General features: G+C 40.1%; 29 protein-coding genes and 3 pseudogenes. 21 read left to right on the forward strand and 11 right to left on the reverse strand.

Translation table 11 applies throughout. The annotated features are described in order from the left end of the window. The first annotated feature begins 360 nt into the window (after window positions 1-360). Window positions 361-564 carry a hypothetical protein gene (locus tag AC4CUZ_RS09285; protein ID WP_130234962.1) on the forward strand — a complete coding sequence of 68 codons (204 nt, stop codon included), beginning with the start codon at window positions 361-363 and terminating at the stop codon, window positions 562-564. A 4-nt stretch (window positions 565-568) separates the two neighbouring features. After that, complete coding sequence (locus tag AC4CUZ_RS09290; protein ID WP_279666207.1) at window positions 569-1,129, forward strand: hypothetical protein; 561 nt, start codon at window positions 569-571, stop codon at window positions 1,127-1,129. A gap of 39 nt (window positions 1,130-1,168) precedes the next feature. On the opposite strand, the gene AC4CUZ_RS09295 is transcribed toward AC4CUZ_RS09290, so the two are convergent. Beyond that, complete coding sequence (locus AC4CUZ_RS09295) at window positions 1,169-1,522, reverse strand: hypothetical protein (protein ID WP_130234964.1); 354 nt, start codon at window positions 1,520-1,522, stop codon at window positions 1,169-1,171. Between the two features lie 82 nt (window positions 1,523-1,604). Between AC4CUZ_RS09295 and AC4CUZ_RS09300 the strand changes: the two genes are divergently transcribed. The 13 genes from AC4CUZ_RS09300 to AC4CUZ_RS09360 all read left to right on the forward strand — a co-directional run bounded on the left by AC4CUZ_RS09300 (window position 1,605) and on the right by AC4CUZ_RS09360 (window position 11,440). After that, a complete protein-coding gene (locus AC4CUZ_RS09300; RefSeq protein WP_130234965.1) occupies window positions 1,605-1,802 on the forward strand; it encodes a ribbon-helix-helix domain-containing protein in 198 nt (65 codons plus the stop codon). Between the two features lie 4 nt (window positions 1,803-1,806). Further along, on the forward strand, window positions 1,807-2,052 hold the full coding sequence (locus tag AC4CUZ_RS09305) for a hypothetical protein (protein WP_130234966.1): 246 nt from the start codon (window positions 1,807-1,809) through the stop codon (window positions 2,050-2,052). A gap of 4 nt (window positions 2,053-2,056) precedes the next feature. Continuing rightward, the gene (locus AC4CUZ_RS09310; protein ID WP_490747525.1) at window positions 2,057-2,233 is read left to right on the forward strand and encodes a hypothetical protein; all 177 of its coding nucleotides are present in this window, start codon (window positions 2,057-2,059) and stop codon (window positions 2,231-2,233) included. 17 nt (window positions 2,234-2,250) lie between these two features. Continuing rightward, on the forward strand, window positions 2,251-4,983 hold the full coding sequence (locus AC4CUZ_RS09315; protein WP_490747526.1) for a toprim domain-containing protein: 2,733 nt from the start codon (window positions 2,251-2,253) through the stop codon (window positions 4,981-4,983). Window positions 4,984-5,010: 27 nt separating this feature from the next. Continuing rightward, window positions 5,011-5,682 carry a hypothetical protein gene (locus AC4CUZ_RS09320; RefSeq protein WP_490747527.1) on the forward strand — a complete coding sequence of 224 codons (672 nt, stop codon included), beginning with the start codon at window positions 5,011-5,013 and terminating at the stop codon, window positions 5,680-5,682. Between the two features lie 70 nt (window positions 5,683-5,752). Beyond that, on the forward strand, window positions 5,753-6,007 hold the full coding sequence (locus tag AC4CUZ_RS09325; RefSeq protein WP_335998465.1) for a hypothetical protein: 255 nt from the start codon (window positions 5,753-5,755) through the stop codon (window positions 6,005-6,007). A 3-nt stretch (window positions 6,008-6,010) separates the two neighbouring features. Continuing rightward, complete coding sequence (locus tag AC4CUZ_RS09330) at window positions 6,011-6,322, forward strand: hypothetical protein (protein WP_335998464.1); 312 nt, start codon at window positions 6,011-6,013, stop codon at window positions 6,320-6,322. An 85-nt stretch (window positions 6,323-6,407) separates the two neighbouring features. Next, complete coding sequence (locus AC4CUZ_RS09335) at window positions 6,408-7,046, forward strand: hypothetical protein (RefSeq protein WP_228259159.1); 639 nt, start codon at window positions 6,408-6,410, stop codon at window positions 7,044-7,046. After that, window positions 7,046-7,309, forward strand: a complete 264-nt coding sequence (locus AC4CUZ_RS09340; RefSeq protein ID WP_130234972.1) for a hypothetical protein — start codon at window positions 7,046-7,048, stop codon at window positions 7,307-7,309. Before AC4CUZ_RS09335 ends, AC4CUZ_RS09340 begins: the two co-directional genes overlap by 1 nt. Then, entirely contained in the window at window positions 7,309-7,506 is a 198-nt protein-coding gene (locus tag AC4CUZ_RS09345) for a hypothetical protein (protein ID WP_335998463.1), read from the forward strand. Before AC4CUZ_RS09340 ends, AC4CUZ_RS09345 begins: the two co-directional genes overlap by 1 nt. Window positions 7,507-7,508: 2 nt before the next feature. Beyond that, window positions 7,509-8,252: a 3'-5' exonuclease gene (locus tag AC4CUZ_RS09350; protein ID WP_490747528.1), complete on the forward strand. Its 744-nt coding sequence runs from the start codon at window positions 7,509-7,511 to the stop codon at window positions 8,250-8,252. 88 nt (window positions 8,253-8,340) lie between these two features. Then, complete coding sequence (locus AC4CUZ_RS09355; RefSeq protein ID WP_335998461.1) at window positions 8,341-9,501, forward strand: tyrosine-type recombinase/integrase; 1,161 nt, start codon at window positions 8,341-8,343, stop codon at window positions 9,499-9,501. A 958-nt stretch (window positions 9,502-10,459) separates the two neighbouring features. Continuing rightward, complete coding sequence (locus AC4CUZ_RS09360; RefSeq protein ID WP_078389602.1) at window positions 10,460-11,440, forward strand: tyrosine-protein phosphatase; 981 nt, start codon at window positions 10,460-10,462, stop codon at window positions 11,438-11,440. 159 nt (window positions 11,441-11,599) lie between these two features. Here the strand turns inward: AC4CUZ_RS09360 and AC4CUZ_RS09365 are convergent. From AC4CUZ_RS09365 to moaA, 6 genes and pseudogenes are all read right to left on the reverse strand, one after another. Then, window positions 11,600-12,068 (reverse strand): annotated as a pseudogene (locus AC4CUZ_RS09365) (molybdenum cofactor biosynthesis protein MoaE). A gap of 1 nt (window position 12,069) precedes the next feature. Continuing rightward, complete coding sequence (locus AC4CUZ_RS09370) at window positions 12,070-12,321, reverse strand: MoaD/ThiS family protein (protein ID WP_201951988.1); 252 nt, start codon at window positions 12,319-12,321, stop codon at window positions 12,070-12,072. 195 nt (window positions 12,322-12,516) lie between these two features. Continuing rightward, window positions 12,517-13,122 carry an NTP transferase domain-containing protein gene (locus tag AC4CUZ_RS09375; protein ID WP_201951984.1) on the reverse strand — a complete coding sequence of 202 codons (606 nt, stop codon included), beginning with the start codon at window positions 13,120-13,122 and terminating at the stop codon, window positions 12,517-12,519. Between the two features lie 140 nt (window positions 13,123-13,262). Then, window positions 13,263-14,480, reverse strand: coding sequence for a molybdopterin molybdotransferase MoeA (locus AC4CUZ_RS09380; protein WP_078389599.1), 1,218 nt, complete (start codon window positions 14,478-14,480; stop codon window positions 13,263-13,265). Beyond that, window positions 14,477-15,400, reverse strand: coding sequence for a bifunctional molybdenum cofactor biosynthesis protein MoaC/MoaB (moaCB, locus tag AC4CUZ_RS09385; protein WP_004695990.1), 924 nt, complete (start codon window positions 15,398-15,400; stop codon window positions 14,477-14,479). Before moaCB ends, AC4CUZ_RS09380 begins: the two co-directional genes overlap by 4 nt. Before the next feature lie 139 nt (window positions 15,401-15,539). Then, window positions 15,540-16,547, reverse strand: a complete 1,008-nt coding sequence (moaA, locus tag AC4CUZ_RS09390; RefSeq protein WP_078389598.1) for a GTP 3',8-cyclase MoaA — start codon at window positions 16,545-16,547, stop codon at window positions 15,540-15,542. A gap of 378 nt (window positions 16,548-16,925) precedes the next feature. Between moaA and AC4CUZ_RS09395 the strand changes: the two genes are divergently transcribed. The 6 genes from AC4CUZ_RS09395 to AC4CUZ_RS09420 all read left to right on the forward strand — a co-directional run bounded on the left by AC4CUZ_RS09395 (window position 16,926) and on the right by AC4CUZ_RS09420 (window position 22,995). Then, window positions 16,926-19,334 carry an FdhF/YdeP family oxidoreductase gene (locus AC4CUZ_RS09395; RefSeq protein WP_151836065.1) on the forward strand — a complete coding sequence of 803 codons (2,409 nt, stop codon included), beginning with the start codon at window positions 16,926-16,928 and terminating at the stop codon, window positions 19,332-19,334. Between the two features lie 91 nt (window positions 19,335-19,425). Then, window positions 19,426-20,226 carry a formate dehydrogenase accessory sulfurtransferase FdhD gene (fdhD, locus tag AC4CUZ_RS09400; protein WP_490747529.1) on the forward strand — a complete coding sequence of 267 codons (801 nt, stop codon included), beginning with the start codon at window positions 19,426-19,428 and terminating at the stop codon, window positions 20,224-20,226. Window positions 20,227-20,310: 84 nt separating this feature from the next. Continuing rightward, on the forward strand, window positions 20,311-20,661 hold the full coding sequence (locus AC4CUZ_RS09405) for a winged helix-turn-helix domain-containing protein (protein WP_005400523.1): 351 nt from the start codon (window positions 20,311-20,313) through the stop codon (window positions 20,659-20,661). Window positions 20,662-20,928: 267 nt separating this feature from the next. After that, window positions 20,929-21,681, forward strand: a complete 753-nt coding sequence (gene modA, locus AC4CUZ_RS09410; RefSeq protein ID WP_227557100.1) for a molybdate ABC transporter substrate-binding protein — start codon at window positions 20,929-20,931, stop codon at window positions 21,679-21,681. Continuing rightward, window positions 21,681-22,373, forward strand: a complete 693-nt coding sequence (gene modB, locus AC4CUZ_RS09415) for a molybdate ABC transporter permease subunit (protein WP_005400525.1) — start codon at window positions 21,681-21,683, stop codon at window positions 22,371-22,373. Before modA ends, modB begins: the two co-directional genes overlap by 1 nt. Before the next feature lie 4 nt (window positions 22,374-22,377). Beyond that, window positions 22,378-22,995 carry an ATP-binding cassette domain-containing protein gene (locus AC4CUZ_RS09420; RefSeq protein ID WP_005400526.1) on the forward strand — a complete coding sequence of 206 codons (618 nt, stop codon included), beginning with the start codon at window positions 22,378-22,380 and terminating at the stop codon, window positions 22,993-22,995. A gap of 75 nt (window positions 22,996-23,070) precedes the next feature. On the opposite strand, the pseudogene AC4CUZ_RS09425 reads toward AC4CUZ_RS09420, so the two are convergent. From AC4CUZ_RS09425 to AC4CUZ_RS09440, 4 genes and pseudogenes are all read right to left on the reverse strand, one after another. Next, window positions 23,071-23,301, reverse strand: a pseudogene (locus tag AC4CUZ_RS09425) (helix-turn-helix transcriptional regulator); the annotation flags it as partial. Between the two features lie 74 nt (window positions 23,302-23,375). Beyond that, window positions 23,376-24,308, reverse strand: a complete 933-nt coding sequence (locus AC4CUZ_RS09430) for an IS5 family transposase (RefSeq protein ID WP_081405714.1) — start codon at window positions 24,306-24,308, stop codon at window positions 23,376-23,378. 65 nt (window positions 24,309-24,373) lie between these two features. Beyond that, the gene (locus AC4CUZ_RS09435; RefSeq protein ID WP_078389470.1) at window positions 24,374-24,604 is read right to left on the reverse strand and encodes a DUF2171 domain-containing protein; all 231 of its coding nucleotides are present in this window, start codon (window positions 24,602-24,604) and stop codon (window positions 24,374-24,376) included. A 189-nt stretch (window positions 24,605-24,793) separates the two neighbouring features. Further along, window positions 24,794-25,306 (reverse strand): annotated as a pseudogene (locus AC4CUZ_RS09440) (serine O-acetyltransferase). Window positions 25,307-25,460 lie beyond the last annotated feature (154 nt).

A 25,460-nucleotide genomic window follows, 5' to 3' on the forward strand; every position in this document is an offset into this window, starting at 1 on the left:
ATCTTTACCATCGGAAGGGCTGCATATACATGTTACAGAAATAATGAATGATTGAATCCAAATCATAGCAACTCACTATTGACATAGCAACCCACTATCGGCAACATGTAAAAGCACCGCAAAATCGGTGCATAGGCGTGGAAACCTATAAAAACACTCAAAGGGCAAATAAACACCGCTCTATGCGGATTTTTTTTGCTTAAAAAAAGTCGCATCTGCTAGACTTGTCATGGTAGATCGGCAGGGCAGTCTTTGACTGGCCGTTTCTTTGAGTGCGGTATTTCCACCCCTGTCGGTCTGCCACCATTCCGTGGAAAGAATGGCGGTAGGTTTTTAACCTATACTCAAAGGAATTTAGTCATGAACAGACAAATTCAAGCCCGCACATCTGCACATTCAAAAAATGCTCACATCATCGAGCACACGCCAATTACCGACTTAGCTGCCTTCGAGCAACGCTTAAAGAAACGTAAAAATCAAAAACTTCTTAAAAATACATTTGTGGGGCTAGCTCAAATTTGTATGGCAGTGCTAACGTTCTCCATTCTTTTTTTAGGGGAATAAGTACATGAATCAAAATACAAATATTATCCCTTATGTCCCCATAGCTTCGCGTGTACAGGCCAGCAGTGCGAAAAGTCAGCTCTTATGTGAAAAGCTGTTTGAATTAATTGATCGGTGTGTAAAAGCGCAGATATCTTTTAACCATGACACAGCAAAAGGACTGCTTTCAGTTTGTCCCGATCAGTTGAATGATTTACTCAATGAACTATCTAAAAGTGATCAATCGACCAAAGAATTAGATGTTGACGTCTTAAAACAGTCGCTAAATGACTTGATATATCCTAAGTTTAACGGAGAACTTACGGTCATAAGTCCCATTTGGAACAATGAAGAGGTACGTGTTTGGCAATTTCAATTAAATCAAATTGATAGAGCTAATCACATGCAAACACTTGATAAAGAACTACTTATAGACCAAACATTGTCCGATCTTCGTATTTGGAGACAGTCACTTGAAGCAGCGGGGAACGACAAAGACGTAACCTATAGCAATAATGATTTAATTTATAAGCTCATGGCGCTCGAATTTAACTTAGCACAAGTTCAGAGCCAAATAGAGGAATAAGAAAAAAGCCCACTGCAAAGTGGGCTTTTTATTTGGCTATCATTTTTTGTTTTCCGATTCCTTGGCCATCACTTTACCCAGTCCAAGTAATGCTTCTTGAGCTTCAGGGCTTATTTGTCTGTAAGCCTTTAATAACAAACTTTCTTCACTCGTCAGTCCTGAAAATTCGGGATCAATACCAAGCAGCACATAACGTATATCAATACCTTGCTCATGCAGTTTAGCTAAGTACACCCACTGATCTGGAACTTTATTACGCACGTAATTTCCAAGCGTATTTTCATGCGCTCCGATATCACGGCTCAGTGATTTTGCACGCAAATTATTTCTTTCTAGTTCCGATTTAAAGCGATCAGAAATGATGGCTGACAGCTCATCATAGTTTTCGGACATATATTTCACCGATACATATTGATAGACTAAATATTTATGCTATAGTGACCCTTAGCACATCACTATAACCGTAGGATACTGTATGGGTACAGAAACTTCACCCCAAAATCATCGTCCCAGATCAAAAAAGATCACAGGTGGACGTGTTCGCTTCAATGTTTATCTCCCCAAAGAAGAAGCTGACGAAATCAACAAAATGGCGGAACAAACTGATCAAAGCCAATCCAGCATTATCGCCAAGTTTTATATGCAAGGTAAAAGCACCAAACAAGAGGGATAAATCCATGTCTTTACAACATCGTCGTATTAAAAAACAGCCTCGTGATAACCGATTCAGTATCAACTTAACCAACGATGAAACAAGCTTACTCACAGCAGCATCGAATCTCTCCGGTATCGAAATAAGCGTTTTGATTCGCCAAATGGCAATGAAGCAAGCGATCCACACTTTAGTAGATGATTCTGATGACGATTTTAATTTGTACAAGATATTAAGTGAAGGCGCGAAAAAACAGCTTTCTAGGAGCTGAAGCAATGCTCAAACATGAAATTGCACTGACAGAGCAAGAACTAAAAATCTTGCAAGAAGTGCAACAGCAGTTGGGGCTTTCCTCAATTGAAGAAACTATCGAATTCCTAGCCAGAGAACGTATTCAAGAAAAAATGCTCGATTTGGCAGGGGAAGAAATTAAACGTAAACGGCATTTGTAATAAGGCAAATCAATCAAATGATGTTCCCAGAAACACAAAGACAAGTTGAACAAAAACTTGAGCATGTTTATGGCTTTAAACGTAAGCCCTCTACAAATGGCGACAAACTTCGTGGCAGATGTCCTGACTGTAACCACAAAGAGTCATCAGCTTGGACATTTGCCGAAGAACCGTGGATAGTTTTCTGTCCACGTAAAAATGAATGCGGGCATGAAAATCATGTCCGTGACCTTTTTCCTGAACTTTTTGAAAAGTGGGAAAAACGCTTTGAACCAACACCTGAAGATCCTTTACGTACTGTAAATGCATATCTAATTGAGGAAAGAGGTTTTCCATTAGAACAATTAAAAGGCTTGTATGCACAAGAGTCGATTACCCGCTATAAGCCTAAAAAAACCACCTCTATAACCTTACGTTTTCCTATTACGGATGAACAAGGTAATGAGGGATGGTGGCAGCGTGTATTGGATCAACAGGATGTCTTGCCTAAAACGACTTTTAAAGAAGATTGGTCATCAATGGGGCATGCTTGGATCACACCAAATACCAATTATTTAGAATCGAAAGAAATTTTCATTACTGAAGGTATTTTCGACACCATTGCATTTTGGCTTTCAGGTATTACCAGTTTTTCAGCTTTAAGTAGTGGTAATTATCCTTCCATTTTTTTAAATGAAATCGCACAAAAATGTACTGAAGCAGGGATTAATTTTCCAAAACTGGTTTGGGCGTTTGACAACGACGAAGCAGGTCATAAAGGTATTTTTAAGAATATCGAACTTGCACAAGCAGACGGTTTCGAATGTGAAGTTGCTTTGCCACCGGGTGGACGTAAAAAACAGGACTGGAATGATTTATATAAACAAGATCGACTGAAGTTCAGCGATTTAGAAACATATAAATATTTCGGTGCTTTACTTGTTGCAGAGAAGGCTGTTGATAAAGGCATACTTATCTACAAGCATAAAGGCATGAAATCTTTTCCTTTTGACTTTAAAAATCAAGTGTATTGGTTCAAGTTGGACATGGACAAATACGATGATTACATGAAAGGTCTACATGCTACAGATGACAATGCAGACTGGGCACAAGAAGAAAAAGACCTACTCATTGCCGAGCGCAGAGACTCAGCATTGGAACATGCGTCAACAGTAGAAATTATGATGGAATGCCGCCCATATGGTCTGTATTACCAATATCAAAAGGAAATTGACGAAGCTTCATATTTTTTTAAAGTCGATTTTCCCCGTGGTGGCCAAACGATTAAAAACACTTTTACTTCATCACAAATCACATCTGCAGGTGCATTTGGTGAACGTCTAACGCACATTGCACCGGGTGTATTTTATGAGGGGAATAGTAAGCAGCTACTCGCATTTCTTAAAAGGGAACTGCGCGACATCAAACGAGTTGAACTCATTAATTACGTTGGTTATCACAAAGAACATCAAACCTATGTTTTGTGTGACATTGCAGTCCAAAACGGTCGACGTTTTAAAATCAATAAAGAGGAATACTTTGAACTTCCACGCAAAACCAACTTAAAAGCACGTGCACCGTTTCAATTAGAAATTAACAACAATGCCAGTGACTACACCGATGCTTGGGTCAAGGATCTGCTCGATGCATACGATGTTCGTGGCATGGTGGCATTAACGGCTTTTTTTGGAAGCCTTTTTGCACAGCAAATCCGAAGCATGCACAAATCATTTCCATTTATAGAATTGGTGGGTGAACCAGGAACTGGTAAATCGACTTTGCTTTCATTTTTATGGAAGTTATTTGGTCGCTCAAACTATGAAGGTATCGACCCAAGTAAATCATCTATATCAGGTTTATTACGTACCTTCAGACAGGTTTCCAATTTACCTGTAGTTTTACTCGAGTCAGACCGTGAAGGGGACAAAGGCACAGTAAAACAGTTCGATTGGAACGCACTAAAAACCCTATATGACAATGGCTCACTTGGTGCAAAAGGGGTTAAAAATGGCGGGAATGAAACCTATGAACCGCCATTTATGGGGACTTTGGTGATCAGCCAAAATGCTGAAATTGTGTCTACAGAAGCAGTGATGGGACGTATTGTTCAGTACAAATTCACTAAAGAGCAAATGTCTAAAAAAGGCTTATACGCCTCTCGTAACCTTGAGCGATATGAACAGTCTCAAATCAGCCAGTTCATTTTACTTTGTATCGAAAAGGAAAATGCCGTACTCGAATCCTACCGCTTGGGCATGGAAAGATACGACGAAATACTACACCAAGAAAAATACAACGTTAAAAGTTCACGTGTGATTCATAACCATGCACAAATTTTAGCGTTATTCGATGCGATGTGTACCCATGTTTTAAAAGACTTAATTCCAAACGATGTACAACAAAAGGTGCATGATGAATTATTTGGCATGGCGCAGAACCGAGACAAGGTGCTCAAGTCAGATCCAATCATTGTCCAAAACTTCTGGAACACCGTCGAAGAAATGGAAGATGCCATCAAGACTCCAACTCACCAAGAAACTGTACTGAATCACTCAGCCAGATCAGATTTATTCGCAATTAACTTTGCTCATTTATACAGAGTCGCAGCGGATTACCGCTACTCACTGCCTGAAGTTAATGAACTCCAAAATGCGCTGCGCCACAGTTTGCACTATCGCTTTGTTGAAGCAAATAAAGCCATACAAAGCAAAATTAGCAGTACCACCAAACGCTGTTGGATTTTTGAAAAACCAACTTCACAACGGGATTAATCCCAAAACTTAACTAAGGAAAACACCATGAATAAAGCCATTTATCAACTACATATTTCTACCCCATCATGTATGAAAGCCTCTTTGCCTGTATCTGATGAAGTTGCCAATTATTTATCAACACGTTTGGTCAATCATGGCTCAATTGAAAGAAAAGAGCTATTACAACAAATTGGCTATCCAAAAGGTGTTGGTAGTAAAAGTGGGTCATTTTTGGACAGTGTTTATAATTTTGCAAATGCCATTTTAGCTGAATCGAATTCACCAACATTTACAGTTCAAATTGAAGCAATTCCTGCTCATCAGAAAATTTTTAAATCATCAGATGATCTACCGATTGCCAATAAACCTTTAATTGTCGTGTTTAAAGATAAAGACATTATCAGTGCTGAATATTGCAATAAACACAATGCATGGCATACAGAGCAAGGCAATATAAATGCTCGCCAAATTCATCAATGGGCATATGCAGAGGATTTTTACAATCAGTTGAACCTTCCTCAATTTCCAGAACGTTCTAAACGCCCTGATTCATCAGAAATTTTTAAAAGCTTAAAAGGTTTATTGGATGCATTATCCGAGGCTTCGGTTGAGGTTCATGTGCGCAAAGCAGATTCAAATGACAACAGTTTGAAAGATATGTTGGATGAAGTATTTGGAGAAAAATCAGATATTTTCAAATCAAATTCTAAACACTAATTTTTAAAAGCACACATACAGAAGCGGCCACTCCTGTATGTGTCACATCAATCAGTTGGAGAACCAAATAATGCAAAACGATTCTAACCTACAAAACGTTTCTGCCAAAACTTCAGCGTCAAACGCTGTGCTAACACCTGAGTTAATTCATCCGAATTTCTTCAAAATGAAAAAGACTCACCCGCATACCAGTTTTAAACGTCAGGCGAACTTTAAAGATTCAGTGGCTTTAACTGCAAGTGACATCGAACACCGCAAGCGTTGGGCAAATCGCCAATTGTCAAAATTGGTGCATAACCCAAGCACTGCAGTACTGGGAGCATAGTCCATGTCTAAATATCGTTGTAACTGTGGTGGTTTAATCCTTCCAAATTTTGAAGCCTACCAAGTGGGCGATGAAGTGAATTTCATGATTCAAAAACGCAGAAATATAGGCAATGGGCATATTGCTGTAAGCCAAAAAGCGCACAGTGGAAAAATCACCGAAATTAAAGGTGATGAAATTACGGTGAAAGCACCTGTTCGTACATACCAACTTAATCGTTTTGAAATTACTCCAAAGGATGCACCTGGTCCTATTGAATATTTCCGTATTGGCAGATGCCGTTGTGAGTTAGATCAAAAGGAGTTAACAGCGTGAATTTCAATTTTAAAAATGCCTTGCTCTTGAACCTAGTCTTTTCTTGCGTAATTTCTTCTGTGATTTTAATGCTTGGGGAAAAACAATGAATCCTAAAAAATTAAATGCACTTCGAGCTAAACAACAGGCTGAACTGAAACAGAAACAAGATGCAGCTGCTCAGGGCCCTTATGAATTAAGTATGGAATTCTGTGTCGATGAAGTGAATGAAACCGTTGAACAGCACCGCGAAGAAACAGGCTTAGAAGATACTGAACAAACTCCAGAGCACGTAGCTTACTCAGTATATAAAGGCGATTTAATCATTTGCCTGAAAAATATATTAATTCCACTGGAACAAGAATGGCATTTAGGGGTGGACAGTCATTTTTACAACCCTGAAACGGAAGAAGTGATGTCAGTGCCGGTGCAATTCCAAATGCCAAAAATGTCGTTTAACGAGTTCAAATTTGGTAGCACTTTAACGGTCGATCGTGGGCATGGTCTAAAAACCCGATGGAAAGGGATCAACAGCGAACTAAATGAAATTTTACTTTCAGATGTGCCAGTTGGTTTTGATCGAGTGCGAAGTGATGCAAAACTTACTTGCATCACGGGTTTTACAGATTACGCATGTTTAAAAGAGTTCAACTTTGTGAAAAAAATTATCCGTGAGCAGGGCTTAAACGGAATCCAAAAGTTAAATGAAGCAATGAAACAAAATCAAATTAAGCAGGTGGCCTAATGAGCACTAAAAGCTATCAAATTCGTATTCGAAAAAATTTGGAAAATACTGAAATACACAAGTCAGCTGTTGAATTTCTTGGGGCATGTATTGTCGCTGAAATTAGAACTCTTCATGGCAAGTTTTCTAGCATGAATGAAGCCTTTGAAAAAATGGCATCTATGAAAAAGCTTGAAGAATATGAAATTATTTCCGTCATTTTGATTGATCAAGATAATCGCGAACAACTTGGGGAGGATTTTGACTGGGAGGAACAAGAATAATGAATTTTCAAGCGATCGCAAAAGCCCGCCAAGCAATCACAGACAAACATGGTACCCAAAAACCACAACTAACTTTTGGTGGTGAAATGCCTTGCCCAATTTGTAGTTCAGGGAAATTGAGTTATCAAATTAGTGCAGTAAATGGACATATCGCAGCTAAGTGCGAAACTGAAAACTGTGTGCAGTGGATGGAATAATCATGACAGCATTAATTTTTGATACAGAAACCCACAAATTGCATGGCGATATTATTGAAGCTGCAGGGATGGGTGTAGTTTTTCATGAAATTGGCGGGAATATTCCATTAATTCCAACTCAATTCGACTTCACAAAACGTTTTAAACCAAGTGAGCCGATTAATATTGGTGCAATGGCTGTACACCACATCGTCGATGAGGACTTAGTCAAATGCCCATCTTTCACTAAGTTTAAATTTCCGAAGGAAATCGGTGTTGAATATTTGATTGGCCACAATATTGATTATGACATTGCAGCAGTAAATCGAGCTGGCACATCAACTAATGGCATCAAAGCAATTTGCACTTTGGCAATGGCTCGTTATTTATGGCCAAAGTTAGAATCGCATAATTTAACAGCTTTGGCATATCAGGTAAGCTCCGATCGCAAGGCAACTAGACGTGGTCTTAAAAACGCACATTCAGCCTTAAATGACTGTAAAACTACATATTCACTTTTAGTGGCAATTGTCCGTGAAACTAAAATTTCGTCTTTTGAGGAGTTATTCGATTTTTCTGAACGTGCTAGGTATCCAACCCATATTTTTTATGGGAAGTATAAGGGCGCTTCAATTAAGGATTTAGAGGATAAAAATATTCATTGGCTGCTTGGTAAAACGGATGATCCTTATCTAAAAATATCTTTAGAAAATGAACTCCTTGCTCGAAGCAGCATAGACGAACAAAACGAGCTACCTTTCAACTAACTTGAGCACCTTTCACGCACCTCCACTCGGAGGTGCGTTCCTCTAAAATATCCCTCATATTTTTTAAATACTTAAATGTAGGTTTTCCATGTCCGCAGGATTAGAAGTTCGTGGCAAAAGCATGCGAATTTGGATGAAAACACATCCATCAGAACCCGTGATTAAAGAAACTTTAAACTGGCCATTCTCACCAGAGAACGTTGAGAAAGCCAAAAAATTAGCTGAATTAATTAAACTCGAGATTGAATTGGACCAATTCAATTTAGCCAAGCATTTCCCCAACTCAAGACATTTGAAAAAAAATCAAATGTCTTACTACATTGCTCAGTACAAAGAAATGATCCGCTGGGAAGTTGCACCGAGTACGTTTGATGGCTATTACAGCCATATCAAGAAACACGTCACGCCACGTTGGGCTAAGATCCACCCGAAAGACATCGACACGGCAGCCGTAAAAAAATGGATCAACGAATTAAAGGAAAAGCTTGCACCAAAAACCATTCGTGAAGTGATTACCCGGCTGGCATCTATTCATGAACTATGGCGACAGGAAAATAAAATTCCCTATAACCCATTTGAAAATATCGTCATTAAGCAATTGGACAATCTTGAGCCAGACCCATTCTCCAAAACTGAAATTTCAATGATTTTGGGAACTATGGCCAACCAAGATATACAAAATTTACTGCCTTGTATTTTTTGGACAGGCTTATCAATCTCTGAACAGATCTCTATTGCATGGGAAGACATAAACCTCGAAAAAGGCACAATACAGGTCAATCGCAATCATGTTAAAGGATTGCACAAAGTCACTAAAAATCGCCGCAGAAAGCGCGAAATTAAGCTATTACAGCCCGCAATTCAGGCACTACGTAGACAGTATGCAATAACAGGCAATCGTTACGCTCAAGTTGTAAATGTTCTACAACGGGATAACCGAACATATAAGCAGGAACGACTGCATTTTGTTTGGATCAATCAAGAGTACGATCGACCTTTTAATTATTATGAATTGCGCTACATCTGGAGAAGGCATTTAAAAAAGGCTAGTGTGCGATACCGTGGAATTAATCAGGGGAGACACACGTTCGCAAGTCAATTATTGTCTTCAGGGCAGGTGCCACCAGAATGGATTGCAGATCAGCTTGGCCATAGTGATACATCAATGATTTATAAACACTATGGAAAACTCATAGCCGAAGATATTCCCGACTACTTAACCAAGATCAATAATTACATTAACCAGTGATTTAAATTACTGGGATCTTACTCCATATCTTACTTGGAGATTTTTATATAAGTGCCTAATTATCTAGGCACTTTTTTTTGGCTATTACTTTATTACTCGATAAGCAAATAGGGTGCTTAATTAAAAACAGATCAAAACCTAAACCTTATTTTTCTAATACTGAAGCATGGAAGTACCTGGTCAAAGGGCATAATTCCCATATAAAGCCTATAAACAACCTTGTATTTCACTAAGTCATTAAATTGTATGAGTAAAGTTTAGGTTTTATCTTGGGTTCGAGTCCCGCTGAGCGCACCATTTTTTTTATTTTCCTTTCTGAAGCTATATTAAAAATACAGTTTTAAGCTCTATTTTCATTTCACTCAAAGCTACCTTCGTTATATTTCTTGCAACAATTTAAATGTTTATTGTTGCTCTATGACGACACTAGCTATTTGCAATAAATCTAAGTGTTGTAACTAATCATGGCGACTCTGTTACCGTATATGACGTAAATTGATCGAATTTATATAGAACAAGTAATTGGTTTGAATCAGTTTTTGTACGCTTAAAGCTTAGAAAATTTTATTTTCCAAGGCAAAATATTAAAAATTTAGTGCATGCGTTAGCATATGGAAGCCCGTGTATTTTTAGATATGGGCAAAATTTTAGTATCGATTGATGCAATTACATGAACTGATAAGACAATGTGCTTAGTACTGGTCTAGCTATAACAAATCGTGTTCGGCGCAGCATTTGATTATCATAAAAAATGACAAAATGATTAAAGTATTCCATCCAGTCACTTACGCGGGTTGATGTGTATTAAATTGTGATTTATGTCACTAATGTGATTTTATTTTGAGATAAATACTATAAAAATTAATATATTGGCTTATGTTTTATTCTTGATTATTCATGTAAATGTAATGTGCTCTAACAATAATACGACTTCCGTAAATCAGATGTGTAAAAGACCATGGACGTCAGTACTAAACAAAGCCTTTTAGTTTCTTGTCTTAAAAAAAGTTTATTTATCCCATTACTTGTAGGAACGCTTATCCTTACAGGATGTGGTGAGGAAAGTCGTTATTCAAACTCATCAAACAATGCTAATAACACCGTCGTTGATAATCCGGCAAATACTACGGATGATCCGAGTTTATATTTGGCAGATACACCTACAATTGAAACAGCAGACAACTTTCGTGATATTGCAGGAAATAGCATTTCAAGCAATTATGTTAACGCTGATGGTTTGAAATTAAGACGAGGCGTGATTTATCGATCGAACTATTTGCCATTAAATGAAACAGACTTAGAAACCTTTAAAACATTGGAAATTAAGACCGTTTATGATCTGCGGACCAATTCTGAAAGAGAAAAAAGCCCAGATATTTTAAGTCCCGATACTAATATTATGATGGTAAATATTGCTGGTTCAAAAGAGAGTGATCTACCGAAAGGAATTGCTACAGCTGAAGATATGATCAATTTTTTTAATAGCTCAATGGCGAATATGGCTGCGCATGATAAAGGCACTCAATTACGTTTCGGAGTAGTGATTAATAGTTTAATTTATACAGATGGTGTTCAGCTTTATCATTGCACAGCAGGCAAGGATCGTACGGGATGGGTTACCGCTGTGATTCAGTTATTGGTCGGTATGAAGTATGACGATGTCTTACAAGATTATCTTTTAACAAATGCGTATACCGCAGACCGTGTCAATGCGACGTATCAATATATGGTCAACACCCAAGGTGAAGCAGCCGCTAATATATATCGACCAGTTCTTGATGTGCGTGAAGAATTCTTTAAAGCACAATTCGATGAAGTCATCAAAGTGTATGGCAGTATTGATAAGTATGCGACAGAAGGTTTGGGCTTATCGGATGAAGATATTGAAAAGTTGAAAGAAAAGATGCTCGTCGGCTATAAATCAAAAAGTGCTTCATAATATCAAGCCGTAATAACGCCATCCGAGTTCAAAGCCCAAAGTAGAAGAGGGCTTTGGACTGACTGGGAAAACTAAACTTGAAGATTGCGATAGATGATTTCCCATTATTTTCGTTTAAAGAGTTTCATTGGTTTTTAGCATCAATGGATGCAAGTATTTTTAGTGATGATGGTGTTGTTCATGCTTTTCATCATAGTCTTGGCGAATACAGCAGCCTGCAACATATTGGCTGCTTCCATCGGTATAAAACTCTTCTTTCCAAACAGGCACTTCATGTTTAACACGCTCAACCGCTTCTTCACAGGCCTGAAATGCTTCTCGGCGATGTGGAGCATACGCAATGGCAATAATAGCTTTATCACCAATGTCTAATGTACCAATCCGATGTACAACCCGAACATAGCGAAGCGCATATTTTTCTTGTATCTCTTGTTCAATCGTTCTTATCATCTTTTCGGCAACAGGTGCAATAAGATGTATATTTCAGTGCCTGAACCGCGCGTCCTTCATGATGGTTTCGAACCGTACCAATAAAAATACCTGTTCCACCGCACTCTGGAAATGCTTGAATGCTGTCAAAATCCTCTAAATTAAGAGCAGTGTCTTGAATACGAGCAAACTCTAACATTTTAGCCTCCAGCAACAGGTGAAAGTAATACCAAGGTGCTATCTTGTACTAATCGACTTTGACGCGCCACAATATCTTCACCAATCGCACAAACACAGCGTTCCAGCAGGTCAGAAGCAGATGGATAACGTATTTTTATTTGATCAAGTACATCAGCAATTAAACTGTTCGGCACACAACTCAGGCTAAGTTCGGCAGGAAGATGCTTTTCAATTGCACCATAAGCCTCGATTTTGATATGAATGTCCTGCATGTTGCCTCTGTCAAAACGGGTTTAAAAATAGTTTGTTGTCTTCAGTTTATTGAATATTTATTAATTCACTTTAGCATTATTTAATTTGATCATCAAAATGGAAAAGTCAGTTTGTACAGACAAATAAAACACTATTTTTCTTATAGATGTGGCTATTTCTATCTATGACAGAACGGTTTGAATGATATGACTCGACTAAGAGTCTAATGACTTTTGGTAATCGTGCACTTCTTCAAATGAATTGAGGCTGTGGTAAGCCAAATGCGCATTTTGAATATCTACTGTTTGTGGCGACAGATCGTTGAAACAGTGTTTTAAGCTGAATTGTTGTTGGTGTAAATGGTTATTCAAGGTTTCTAGACTATTGCGTTTTAACAAACAAAAAGGGTAGAGCGCTTGTCCATTGATATTCAGGTAGACAACAGAAGAGTGCGGATGTTGTTCTAATGTGTGATGGAGGCGCGGCAATATATCTTGTGGAATATTGGTAATATCACACGGGATAAATAAAATATAATCAGCCTGCACATATGACCATGCCGTTTGAATACCGATTAAAGGCCCTAAAAAACCGGCATTATTATCTTTGAAACAGCGAATATCAGGAATCAACTCACTATATTGCGCATAATCGCGATGACTATTGATCCATATGTCCTGAACTTTTCCATCAAAAGCTGAATATATTTTTAACAACTGGACTTCATGGTCAAATCTTTGCAAAAGCTTATTGACCCCATTCATTCGTGTGGCTTTACCACCCGCTAAAATCACCAGTGCTGTTGCTGGGTAGTTTTGCATGATTTTGACCTAACATCCGTGTGTAGGGATATCAATAATAACCGTTCAATATTGAGATGTACGGTCTAGGACAAAGCTGTTCATGCCTTAGACCGTGTGCAAAAAAGCACTTGGTTTGTATCACTATCCAATCTATGTTGTTAGATGGAGATGAAATCGACATAGTCCAATGTTATAGGGGCATCAGATCGAGCAGGGATTCGAACAATACTATTGGCTCGATTTAAATTACTGAGCATGTGGGATTGTTGTTTGCCGAGTTTGGAAACGGTTAATTGTCCAAACTCGTTGACATCTAATACCATGCGAACCAGTTGCTCACGGCTGTCTTGTTTAATACTGTCGTTGAAACGAGCTTTTTTCCAAGCGGGTGCGGGAGACGTAACTCCCTGTAAAGCCGCCAATAGTGTCGATACATGTACAGCAAGACAGGTGAGTACAGCAGCAGGGTTCCCAGGCAAGCCAATCAAATAAGAATGATGATAGTCTGTCTGATATTCAGCAAAATACAATGGTTTACCCGGTTTTTGCGCAACTTGCCAGAAAATCTCTTTTGCACCTAAAGCCATTGAAACAGGTCGAATCAAGTCATAATCGCCAACCGAAACACCGCCTGTGGTAATGACCACGTCATAATGATTCATGGCATTCGAGAGTGCTTGTGTGAGTATCTTCTCATCATCAATCACATGCTCTAAATGGACTTCAGAAAAACCGTGTTCTTTGAGCCAAGTGAGGATCATTGGCGCATTGGCATCGAACACTTTAGATTGATTGTCCAGTTGCGTACTGACTTCATCACCGGTAATAAGCACTGCAATTTTAGGTTGGCGATAAACCTCGACATGCTGAACACCCGCCATACTGAGTGCCGCAATTAAACCGCTGCCTAAACGCAGGCCTTGCTGTGCAAGTGTTGTCCCGATGGATAACTCCTCACCTTGATAACGAATGTCTGCGCCTTTGTCCAAAGCTTGAGTTAGAGTCGCTTGTTTATGGCCACGCGTGATAATTTCCTGTCGAGCCACAGTATCTGCTGAGTTTGGCAGCTTGCCCCCAGTAAAAATACGAACAGTTTGACCTGCTTGAATCTCAATATGTTCTTCAATACCCGCACGAATTTCACCAACCAATTCAAAGCTGGTAATTCCAGCTTGCAAGTCTTCAGAGCGCAGCGCATAGCCATCAACTGCACTTTGGGTAAATAGAGGCAAGGCAACTGTTGATGCAACATCTGCCGCTAAAACATGTCTATGCGCCTGTACTAAAGGCAAAGTAACGACAGGCAATGTTTGGACGGCGCTATAGTGTTCAAGAGCTTGATCGAGTGTAATTAAACCAACGCCAGAGCAACTCATTCATAACCTCCTGGGTGAGGTAGATCACGGCAGACATCAAAAATATGAACCAAAGCAGGTAAAATGGCTGCCATAGATTCACTTGCACCACCACGGCTGCCCGGAAGGGTAATCACCAATGAACGGTCGATAAAACCTGCAACGCCACGTGACATCGCAGCATAAGGGGTACGTTTTTGTCCGAAAGCACGTGCGGCTTCCATCAGGCCATTGAGCTCACGTTCAAGTAAAGGCTCAAGTGTGTCTACTGTAATGTCACGTTTGCCGATGCCTGTTCCGCCTACAGTAATAATGCAAGCATAAGATTGAGTGAGCTCTAAGACCAATGCTTTTAACTGATCGGCTTCGTCAGGTAAAATTTGATAATGAATTGGATCAAAACCAGCTTCGGTTAAGGTCTCGACGACGGAGCGGCCAGCAGTATCTGGTTTACGACCTGCGGCAACGGTATCTGATAGAACCAATACTGCCGCAGAAACAGGCTGACGTAAATGACGTTTAAAGTGTGATTTTCCGCCTTTTTTCAGATCGAGTTTACATTGCTGAATGATCAGCTCATGCGGTTCGCAATGGGGTTTGAGCATGTCGTAAATGGTGAGAGCCGCAATACTGGCAGCGGTCAACGCTTCCATTTCTACACCTGTTGGCCCAATCGTTTCAACGGTTGCACGAATAATCACACGGTCGACAAGCAGTTCAAAATCGACATCGGCACGATAAATAGGTAGCGGATGGCACAGCGGAATCAGTTCATCGGTACGTTTTGCGGCTAAAATCCCAGCAATGCGGGCTGTTTTGAGAGCATCACCTTTTTCGGTATTGCCGTCGGCAAGAAGTTGTAAACAATGTGCAGGGGCAAGCAGTTCGGAGCTTGCAGTTGCAACGCGATAGCTTTCTGGCTTCATGCCAACGTTTTTCATAAAGTATTCCGAAACATTGAAGTGTTGATCTAAAGTGAAACTGTTCGATCAAGAGAAAAAGTTTATGACGTATTTAGATAACACAAAAATAAAAGCGGATACAGTCGAATGACTGACAAACTCAAAATTAACCAGTTGATTAACCCCCTATGGCATGCATACTGATTTTGCGCGTTGGGGCATGTTGATGTTCAATAAACCCTGCTTTTTTATGCCACACAGCATTGAGAATCTGAGCTTGTAATAAAGCGGAATCTTTTGGTTGAAGTAAATGACGCAGCGGTGTTCCCCTATTGGCAAATAAACAGGTAAATAGCTCTCCCGTTGCAGTGATACGTAAACGGTCACAGCTTTGACAGAAGGGTTTGCTGATGGTGGAAATAATGCCTAATGTGTATTGATCATTAAGCAGATAAATGGTTGCAGGGTCATGTTGTCTGGCTTGTTTCTGAATCTGAAAATGGGGTTCAAGTATTTGGATAATGTCATCTTCAGTGATAACTTTTTCTGCCTGCCAGTGTTCAGGTTGATCTAAAGGCATATATTCAATAAAACGTAATGCGATCTTCTGCTGATAAGCCCATTGGGTCAGTTCAAGCACTTCATGATCATTTTGTCCTGCGACTAAAATACAGTTTAATTTTATCGGGAGATTGGCTTGCTGTGCTGCCGCAATGCCTTCGAGAACAGGTGCTATCGGACGTTTGGTCATGTTCATAAACGTGTCTGCATGAATGCTATCGAGGCTGATATTGAGATCATCTAGTCCTGCTTCTTTTAGCGCTCGTGCATACTTGTTTAAATAGGAAGCATTGCTGGTCATGGAAATACGTTCTAAGCCCTGTGCCTTGAGTCGATTCAAAGCATAAATAAAATTGACTACGCCTTGACGCATCAAAGGCTCGCCACCTGTTAAGCGGATGTACCGAATGCCTAAACTGACCATCATTTCACAAAATGTTAAAAGCTCTTCAAAGCTTAATATGTCTTTTTTGGCTAACCATTCAGGCATATCGGGCATGCAATAACTACAACGAAAGTTACAACGATCTGTCAGTGAGATTCGGAGTTTATGTTTATGACGGCCAAATTGATCGATCAGTTGCGCTGACCTATGTTCTAAGGGTGTAGTCGTCGAACCGTCCATAGTCGCTCCACTTCGTATTTACATACGATTTAGTTTTTATAAACAAGAGTATGAAATGTTTTATTTCAAAGATCAAACAGAGTCTTAAAGTCGCTTAGTTCGTTCATTTTCAAAAATGAGAGGGTGTGTTGCCCGAACATGATCCATCAAATCATTGTCTTTTGTAATAATTCATCTATTGAAATTGCATGCCAAAAGGGTGATATTTTTGATCAGAAGTGTTTTTGGAATTGTGCCAAGAAACGCAGGCATGATGAATAAGAAAAGAGCAATAAAAAAGGGTTGAGCAATCCAAATCGCTTGCAAGTATGAGCAAAGCGAACAGTGAATTGATCATTGCAGAACTTTTTACCGAAGATAAATATTGAGGGCGGTGAGATGGAAAACACTGAAGATAAAAAGCATGATGAAGAAACCAGCTATGCACGAATAGAACCTTATACCAATCCTGCGGGTGGATGGGGCGCGTTGTTAAGTGTTGCAAGAAACTTAAAGAGACAGGAAGTTTTCAAAAAAGGTGCGATTACGCTTCTCAATATTAACCAACCCACGGGTTTTGACTGCCCAGGATGTGCATGGCCTGAAAAGAAAGATGCACATGCCTTTAACTTTTGTGAAAACGGTGCAAAAGCCGTTGCCTTTGAAGCCACTTCAAAACGTGTTACACCTGAATTTTTTGCGACCCATACGGTCAGTTGGCTGTCTGAACAAAGTGATTTCTTGCTTGAAGATTCAGGTCGTCTAACTGACCCAATGCGCTATGACAGCGCGACCGATAAATATGTGCCTATCTCGTGGGACGATGCTTTTGCCTTAATTGCAAAACATTTACATGCCTTGGATCATCCAGATCAAGCGGCATTTTATACTTCGGGTCGTGCCAGTAATGAAGCAGCATTTCTGTATCAACTCTTTGTCCGCTCTTTTGGTACCAATAATTTTCCAGACTGTTCCAATATGTGCCATGAGACCACCAGTGTTGGCTTACGTGACTCAATTGGTTTGGGTAAGGGAACGGTGACTTTAGAAGATTTTGATATCGCCGATGCGATTTTCAGTTTTGGGCATAATCCGGGCACCAACCATCCGCGGATGTTGGGGACTTTACGAGAAGTTTCACGGCGTGGTGGCAATATTGTTGCCATTAATCCCTTAAAAGAACGTGGTTTAGAACGTTTCCAAGATCCGCAAGCACCTGTTGAGATGATGACCAATGGCAGTACAACCATTAGTCGTTATTATTTCCAACCCAACGTGGGTGGTGATTATGCACTCATGTTCGGAATGCTGAAACATTTACGTGAATGGGACATTCAAACACTGGCAGCTGGGAAAAAGAGCGTTTTTGACCGATCTTTTATTGAGATGAATACGGTTGGTTTCGATGCCATGATGGAAGAAATTGATAGTACTGCATGGTCCGATATTCATACACATACGGGACTTAGCCCTGAGCATTTAGAATCTTTAGCTAAAATGTATTTGGATGCCAAAACGGCCATTTTCTGTTGGGGCATGGGGATTACACAGCATCGGCACGGGACTGCGAATGTACATATGCTCGCGAACTTAATGTTGGCAAGAGGGCATATTGGTCGTCCAGGGGCAGGCTTAGCACCGATTCGTGGGCACAGTAATGTGCAGGGCGATCGAACCATGGGGATCAATGAACGACCAAGCCCAAAATTGCTGGATAGTCTGGACCGAGTATTCGGCATTAAGTCGCCACGTGAACATGGTTTTGGCGTGGTGGATACCATTCAGGCGATGTATGAAGGTGATGTAAAAGTCTTTATTGGTTTAGGTGGTAACTTTGCTGTTGCCACTCCAGATACACCGTATACACAAGAAGGCTTACGTCGTTGTGATTTAACAGTACAGATTGCAACGAAGTTGAATCGTAGCCATTTAGTTTGTGGTAAAGAGGCATTACTTTTACCCTGTTTGGGCCGTACCGAAATTGATATGCAACAGCATGGGCCACAGGCAGTGAGTGTTGAAGATTCTATGAGTAATGTACATCTTTCAGCAGGGCGTAATGAGCCTGCTTCTAAGAATCTACTTTCAGAGCCTGACATTGTGGCGCGTATGGCAGCAGCCGTCTTGCCAGACAGTGATATCAAGTGGAAATGGTATGTAGAAAGTTATGATCGTATTCGAGATTCGATTGAAGAGGTCTTTGATGAATTCCAAGATTTCAATGCACGTGTCTATCAGCTGGGTGGTTTTCACTTAGAGCATCCTGCCAATCAGCATGTGTGGAATACGCCTGTAGGCAAGGCACAGTTCTTAATTACGCCGTTGGCTGAAGTGTATGCCGATAAAGAGAATAAATACGCTGAACAATATACAGGGGCAAAAGTCTATACCCTAATGACCACACGCTCTCATGACCAATACAACACAACCTTGTATGGACTCGATGACCGTTATCGTGGGGTATTTGGTCAGCGCCGTGTTTTGTTTATGAATGCAGAAGATATCGCTGCGGCTGGTTTTGTTGCAGATCAATGGGTGCATATCGAAAGTATTTATTCGGACGGTGTTAAACGTGTGGTTCACAGCTTCCGTATCGTACCGTATAACATTCCACGGGGTAGCCTCGCAGCCTATTATCCAGAAACCAATCCATTGGTTGCGCTCAGTAGTCATGATAAATACGCCAAAATACCGGCTTCGAAAAGCGTGCCTGTGATTTTACATGCAGGTCAAGCTCCTGAACATTTCAACTTGGCACAAGCAGTTGATCCTGAAGATGCCAATCAGATCGTGAATCGAGCTGGCTAGTTGATTCAATGCTGAAATGGCGCCTGATTTGTAGGTGTCATTTTTTTCATGATTGAAGGGTTGAGTGTTTAGGGAAGATTGGAAAATTATTATGGATATTCGAACGTCGAAGTTGAGTTCTCTGGGCTATGAAACTGTTGATATTCAGCGTCTAAGTGAAAATAGAGCTGTTGAACAATCTGATTTTGTGGTGCAAGAACACCCTATTGCTTTGGTTTATAATGGGATTTCCCGTGCAGTAATGATGGCAACGCCAGCAGATATTGAAGTCTTTGCGAAAGGCTTTAGCTTGTCTGAAAGTATTTTGACGAGTTTGAAAGAGCTTTACTCTTTAGACATATACGAAACGGAATTTGGGATCCAAGTCGAAATGACGATTTCTACCCGCGCCTTTATGGCGCTAAAACAACATCGACGGATGATGGTTGGACGCACGGGTTGTGGTCTCTGTGGGATTGAAAGCTTGCAGCAACTTCATTTGGATTTACCTCAAATTACCACAGCCCTTTGTGAGGGATGGCTGGCTCAAATTCCCCAAGCCATTGCTCAACTCAATACCCGACAGAAAATCACCCAAATGACAGGTGGTGCACATGCGGCTGCATGGGTTGAAGCAGGGGAAATAGTGGCTTTGTTTGAAGATGTAGGCCGACACAATGCTTTAGATAAACTATTGGGTTATATTGCAAAACATCATTATGATGTGAATCAAGGTTTTGTCGTGATGACCAGCCGCGCCAGTTATGAGTTGATTCGTAAGTGTGCTCAACTGAATATTGCCTTGCTGGCGTGTATTTCAGCTCCAACCAGTATGGCGATTAATATGGCAAAGCAGTCAGGTTTGACCTTAGCGAGTTTTTGCCGCGGTAATGGTTTTGTTTTATATACTTGATATTTAAAATTTTGCTGTATAAAAAGTAAAAGGTTTTTCTTTAGGTCATCTGTGTCGATGACAGGTCTTTATTTGAGTGAATGTATGCAGGACGTCAAATTAAAATTACAGCTCAGAATACTTCTCAATCAAGACATTGCCTTTGGGCCAGGTAAGGCCGAGTTATTGGAAGAAATTCGCCGTACAGGTTCAATTTCTCAAGCTGCAAAAAGTATGAATATGAGCTACCGCCGTGCATGGCAGTTGGTTGAAACCATGAATCATAGCTTTCAGTCAGGATTGGTCGAAACTCAAAAAGGTGGAACGCATGGGGGTGGGGCAAAACTCACAGACTTGGGCGAAAGTATTTTAAGTCAATTTAGACAGATGGAAATAAAAGCACGCGTTGCGATTGAGCAGGATTTTGAAGAAATAGCTCAACACCTGAAACCATAATCTATTTAGTTCAACTAGATGCTTCTCGTAGTCAGTCATTGCATACACGAATAAGCTTCCTCTATTTGATAAAACCTCTTATCTACTCACTCGATTGTAAGAGCAGTATCAGTCACGTGATTAAGATACAAACACTTTAACTTGAGCGATAAATAATCTGTTTCTAGAATTGACGTTGCTTGTGTATCCATATATTTTTGAAAACATATCGATCAATTTATAACGCTTAAGGGGAACATGGTGCTGCTCAATTTTAAGAATAAGTGCATGCAATATGCGGTGTTGTGTTGTGGTTTGGCTCTTGCGGCACATGTACATGCAGAGCAAGCCATTACCGTTTATGCAGCGGCCAGCTTGACCAATGCTATAGCAGATGTCGATGCAATGTTTGAACAACAAAAAAGAGTACGTGTGAAAACCTCTTATGCCGGGTCGTCGACTTTGGCTAAGCAAATTGAAGCGGGTGCACCTGCGGATGTTTTTATTTCGGCAGATGAACAGTGGATGAATTATCTGCAAAATAAAAAGTTAATTGTGCCGAATAAACGTGTGAATTTATTGGGCAATCGTCTTGTTCTGATTTCTCCAAAAGCTAAGCCCGTCAAAATAAAAATGGATAAAAGTTTTGATCCTTCTACCGCTTTTCAAGGCAAGCTTTGTACAGGTGACACCAAAAGTGTCCCAGTCGGAAAATACGGGAAACAAGCACTGACCGCATTGGGGTGGTGGTCAAAACTTGAACCAAGATTGGTTGAAACTGAAGATGTCAGAGCTGCGCTCAACTTTGTCGCACGTGGTGAATGTCAGCTTGGCATTGTCTATGCAACCGATGCCGCTATTAGTAACGATGTCACCGTCGTTGGCGTTTTCCCTATCAGCACCCATACCCCGATTGTTTATCCCTTAGGTCTTGTCAAAAATAATCCAGATGCACTAGCGTTTTATCAGTTTGTACAGAGTAAACAAGCACATGCAGTCTTTAAAAAATATGGCTTTACCGTTTTATCTGCTGCCAAGTGATGATGTTTTCTTTATCGGCTGAAGAAATAGAGGTACTCAAGTTATCCTGCCAAGTGGCTGCAACCTGTTTGGCATTTAGCCTGATCCCTGCGTTGGTAGTGGGTTGGGTTATGGCACGTAAAGAGTTTTTTGGCAAATCATTATTTGAAACCTTTATTTTCCTACCTTTGGTGCTGCCGCCTGTAGTGCCAGGATATTTGCTGTTACAGGTTTTTGGAGGAAACGGAATACTGGGTAAATATCTTGAGCCCTTTGGACTCAATTTTGCATTTAATTGGAAAGGCGCAGTTTTGGCCTCAGCAGTGATGGGCTTTCCACTCTTGGTTCAATCGATTCGTTTGGCCATAGAGCTGGTGGATCAACGGCTAGAAATGGCGGCGAAAACGCTCGGTGCTTCCTCCTTGGGCACTTTTTTTTATGTCACTTTGCCTTTATCCAGCAGTGGCATATTGGTGGGGGCAATTTTATGTTTTTGTCGCAGTCTGGGCGAGTTTGGCGCAACTATTACCTTTGTCGGTAATATTGCAGGGGAGACCAGAACTTTGCCCTTGGCCATGTATAGCTTGATGCAGCAACCCGACACAGAACAAGCGGTCTGGCGACTGATTATTCTGTCATTAACTGTGGCATTTTTCGCTTTATGGTTTGCCCAGTGGTTCCATCGTTATCAGAAAAAAAAACGGGGGCATTAAGACGATGATTGACTGTCATATTCTGTTAAATTTAGGCAAATTTAAACTCGATCAGACATTTTCATCTGAACATCCTGTCGTTGGTTTATTTGGAGCGTCAGGCTCAGGAAAAACCAGTATTTTGCATGCTATTGCAGGACTTAATACTCCAGTCAAGGGCTGGATTAAAATCAATCATCAGACATGGTTTGATGCGAAAAATAAGATTAATTTAAACGTGCAGCAACGTCATGTGGGTTTGGTTTTTCAGGATGCACAACTGTTTCCACATATGACGGTGATGCAAAATTTATTGTTTGGCTATAAGCGCATTCCGCCTGAAAGCCGACGTTTTGATCCTGATTATATTATTGAACTGCTTAAACTTAATCATTTACTCAGTCGTATGCCGACGAAGCTTTCAGGTGGTGAAAAGCAGCGAGTTGCATTGGGTCGGGCACTGTTGTATTCGCCAAATTTATTATTATTAGATGAACCATTGTCTGCGTTAGACGCTGCACATAAACAGGAAATCCTTCCTTTTTTTCAAACCGTCCAACATGAAACCCATATCCCGATGCTGTATGTCAGCCATGATATGGATGAAATTAAGCAGCTGACCGAAGCAGTTTGGTTGCTTTAATTGAACACATTTCAGCTTCAACTTTTAAAGCGGGAACGAATAAAAACAGAAAAAGGCTTCTGTATCAGCTTAGGATTATTCGGTGCCATTTTTATAAACAGACGGCGCTTGGCCTGTCCAGCGTTTAAATGCCCGACGAAATTCACGTACTTCACTAAAACCTAAAGCTTGGCTAATGTCCCCAATGGAGAGATTATTTTCAAGCATCTGTTTCGCTTTTCGTTCTAATACGGTTTGTCGAATTTGCTGAAAACTAATACCTTCTAGCAATAAGTAGCGTCGAAGATGACGCTCACTCATTTGTAAATAGTCTGATGCGAGTTGCATAGGCTTTGTTGCACAAAGATTTGAAATGCAAAGCACCCCTAATTGAGCCAAATTTAAGGCGTAACTTGGGTAAGTGGTCGACCTAATTCCGTAAATCTGTTAAGGACTGCTACACGTGCATGGATCTCATTCACTTGGCTATCAAAACTCCTTGCACTGAGTTTATCTCCTAATAATTTGATGCAATGCATCTTAGTTTCAACCAAACTTCGCCGATGATAGCCTGACCATTTTTTCCATAGTGTCCTGCCTAAACGTTTAATTGTTCGAAGTAATTCATTTCGCTCTAGCGAGCTACTCTTTGTATCTTTCCATGGTTTCGCATTTTTTCTAGGTGGAATCACCGCATGCCCTTGCCGATCTGCAATGACCTGACGGCATTGCTTGGTGTCATAAGCTCCATCGGTATAAACAGAGTCAATCCGCTCATCTTGTGGAATCTGATTAAGTAAATCACCAAGCACCTGTGAATCACTGACATTATTGGTTGTAAGCTGAACTGCTCGTATTTGTAGGGTTTTAGCATCTATACCAATATGAAGTTTACGCCATTGGCGACGATATTCAGGTCCATGTTTCTTGCGTTTCCATTCGCCCTCACCTAGAAACTTCATGCCTGTAGAGTCCATGAGTAGATGCAGCCCATCGCTACTTTTTTGGTAGCTGATTACAATATCAATATGCTTTTGTCTTCTACAAAGCGTGGTGTAATCTGGAGCTATCCAATTTAATCCGCAAAGTTTAATCAGACTTTGCACAAAGCCAGTAACCATACGTAAAGACAGACGAAATAAGGATTTAATCATTAAGCAGCATTGGATGGCTGCGTCGGAGTAGGTTTGATTTCGCCCTTGTTTGCCTTTTGATGGCGCATACCATTGCGTAGCAGGATCAAACCAAATGGCAATATTTCCGCGACTCATGAGTGCTCGGTTATATGCGGGCCAATTGGTTGTGCGGTAGATTTTGTGTGTAGGCTTCTTCATTTGAAAATTATATCGCTAAAAAAGCCTTTACAGATAGGTTTGTGCAACAAAGCCGTTTTTTGAGTCTATGCTTCAATCCAATTATCTTTAATTTCTTGGGCATCTTTGCTTAACATGACCTGATCCTCTCGAATTTCTCTTACCCATGCACTTGAGATAATATGGTGTTTCCCATCGCCATGTTTGGTGAGTTTGATCTCGTTACCTTCTATGTGGTCAACATCTCCAATCTTCGTTCCACATACGGCAATTACACTAGAATGTTCTTTAATGTCTGAAATATTAATCGTGGTCATGATATACCTCTATCTTATTCATCGAACAAAAACGAAGATTTACCCTAACCTAATTTATCCTATTCATGAGCTTTTGAAATACAACACTAACATATTATGTCTTAAAATTTACGAAGTATAAAAATTGTCAGTCTGTGTTTTATTCATAGAGTGCTAAGTTGATTAAATTATGCTGGTGTTATTTTTTTTTCAATTCAGCCAGCATCTATTTACTGAATTTCCAGCATTATTATAGTGAATGACTTTTGCATAATTACCTACGGCTATTGCATTATCAGGAATATCTTTGGTGACCACACTACCTGCACCGATGGTGGCATTATTGCCAATTTTAACATGGTCGATAATACAGACATTTGGGCCAATATATACATTGTCGCCAATTACAGCAGTCTGACGACCGCCATTGGCATCAATCGTTGTAAATTGTTATAGGTTGACATTGTTTCCAATCACAGTCGTTGGGTTGACAATCAAAGGTCCCCCATGACCGATGAACAAGCCATAGTCAACTTTTGTGGTGCAGTGGATATCGATCCCGTATTTTTTCTTCTTATAATAAAAAATAGGGTAGGCCAGTTTGCCGATCCATGATTTTGAAGTCGAAAGACGTAACCAAACGCTAAAGTTAAAACCACGATTAAACAAATAAGTTTTGAGGAATGAACTTAGTTTTGTATTTATAAATGACTCAAAATCAATTGAACTAACATGGAAAAGAACTCATAGGTTGAATGCGCGATTTTACTTGATTTGACGCTGAGATGTTATCTCGATTTTGCCTTTCAGTATGGTCTCTTATTTTTAAAAAATATCAATTGGCTTTTATTTGTACAGTTGTTTCGAAATGTCATAG

It is taken from the genome of Acinetobacter sp. 789_lipA, from assembly GCF_058242845.1.

Excerpts from the sequence above, each read along its gene's own strand:
- AC4CUZ_RS09285 (WP_130234962.1), top strand. The coding sequence starts at position 361 with ATGAACAGACAAATTCAAGCCCGCACATCTGCACATTCAAAAAATGCT.
- AC4CUZ_RS09290 (WP_279666207.1), top strand. The coding sequence starts at position 569 with ATGAATCAAAATACAAATATTATCCCTTATGTCCCCATAGCTTCGCGT.
- AC4CUZ_RS09295 (WP_130234964.1), bottom strand. The coding sequence starts at position 1,522 with ATGTCCGAAAACTATGATGAGCTGTCAGCCATCATTTCTGATCGCTTT.
- AC4CUZ_RS09300 (WP_130234965.1), top strand. The coding sequence starts at position 1,605 with ATGGGTACAGAAACTTCACCCCAAAATCATCGTCCCAGATCAAAAAAG.
- AC4CUZ_RS09305 (WP_130234966.1), top strand. The coding sequence starts at position 1,807 with ATGTCTTTACAACATCGTCGTATTAAAAAACAGCCTCGTGATAACCGA.
- AC4CUZ_RS09310 (WP_490747525.1), top strand. The coding sequence starts at position 2,057 with ATGCTCAAACATGAAATTGCACTGACAGAGCAAGAACTAAAAATCTTG.
- AC4CUZ_RS09315 (WP_490747526.1), top strand. The coding sequence starts at position 2,251 with ATGATGTTCCCAGAAACACAAAGACAAGTTGAACAAAAACTTGAGCAT.
- AC4CUZ_RS09320 (WP_490747527.1), top strand. The coding sequence starts at position 5,011 with ATGAATAAAGCCATTTATCAACTACATATTTCTACCCCATCATGTATG.
- AC4CUZ_RS09325 (WP_335998465.1), top strand. The coding sequence starts at position 5,753 with ATGCAAAACGATTCTAACCTACAAAACGTTTCTGCCAAAACTTCAGCG.
- AC4CUZ_RS09330 (WP_335998464.1), top strand. The coding sequence starts at position 6,011 with ATGTCTAAATATCGTTGTAACTGTGGTGGTTTAATCCTTCCAAATTTT.
- AC4CUZ_RS09335 (WP_228259159.1), top strand. The coding sequence starts at position 6,408 with ATGAATCCTAAAAAATTAAATGCACTTCGAGCTAAACAACAGGCTGAA.
- AC4CUZ_RS09340 (WP_130234972.1), top strand. The coding sequence starts at position 7,046 with ATGAGCACTAAAAGCTATCAAATTCGTATTCGAAAAAATTTGGAAAAT.
- AC4CUZ_RS09345 (WP_335998463.1), top strand. The coding sequence starts at position 7,309 with ATGAATTTTCAAGCGATCGCAAAAGCCCGCCAAGCAATCACAGACAAA.
- AC4CUZ_RS09350 (WP_490747528.1), top strand. The coding sequence starts at position 7,509 with ATGACAGCATTAATTTTTGATACAGAAACCCACAAATTGCATGGCGAT.
- AC4CUZ_RS09355 (WP_335998461.1), top strand. The coding sequence starts at position 8,341 with ATGTCCGCAGGATTAGAAGTTCGTGGCAAAAGCATGCGAATTTGGATG.
- AC4CUZ_RS09360 (WP_078389602.1), top strand. The coding sequence starts at position 10,460 with ATGGACGTCAGTACTAAACAAAGCCTTTTAGTTTCTTGTCTTAAAAAA.
- AC4CUZ_RS09370 (WP_201951988.1), bottom strand. The coding sequence starts at position 12,321 with ATGCAGGACATTCATATCAAAATCGAGGCTTATGGTGCAATTGAAAAG.
- AC4CUZ_RS09375 (WP_201951984.1), bottom strand. The coding sequence starts at position 13,122 with ATGCAAAACTACCCAGCAACAGCACTGGTGATTTTAGCGGGTGGTAAA.
- AC4CUZ_RS09380 (WP_078389599.1), bottom strand. The coding sequence starts at position 14,480 with ATGAGTTGCTCTGGCGTTGGTTTAATTACACTCGATCAAGCTCTTGAA.
- moaCB (WP_004695990.1), bottom strand. The coding sequence starts at position 15,400 with ATGAAAAACGTTGGCATGAAGCCAGAAAGCTATCGCGTTGCAACTGCA.
- moaA (WP_078389598.1), bottom strand. The coding sequence starts at position 16,547 with ATGGACGGTTCGACGACTACACCCTTAGAACATAGGTCAGCGCAACTG.
- AC4CUZ_RS09395 (WP_151836065.1), top strand. The coding sequence starts at position 16,926 with ATGGAAAACACTGAAGATAAAAAGCATGATGAAGAAACCAGCTATGCA.
- fdhD (WP_490747529.1), top strand. The coding sequence starts at position 19,426 with ATGGATATTCGAACGTCGAAGTTGAGTTCTCTGGGCTATGAAACTGTT.
- AC4CUZ_RS09405 (WP_005400523.1), top strand. The coding sequence starts at position 20,311 with ATGCAGGACGTCAAATTAAAATTACAGCTCAGAATACTTCTCAATCAA.
- modA (WP_227557100.1), top strand. The coding sequence starts at position 20,929 with ATGCAATATGCGGTGTTGTGTTGTGGTTTGGCTCTTGCGGCACATGTA.
- modB (WP_005400525.1), top strand. The coding sequence starts at position 21,681 with ATGATGTTTTCTTTATCGGCTGAAGAAATAGAGGTACTCAAGTTATCC.
- AC4CUZ_RS09420 (WP_005400526.1), top strand. The coding sequence starts at position 22,378 with ATGATTGACTGTCATATTCTGTTAAATTTAGGCAAATTTAAACTCGAT.
- AC4CUZ_RS09430 (WP_081405714.1), bottom strand. The coding sequence starts at position 24,308 with ATGAAGAAGCCTACACACAAAATCTACCGCACAACCAATTGGCCCGCA.
- AC4CUZ_RS09435 (WP_078389470.1), bottom strand. The coding sequence starts at position 24,604 with ATGACCACGATTAATATTTCAGACATTAAAGAACATTCTAGTGTAATT.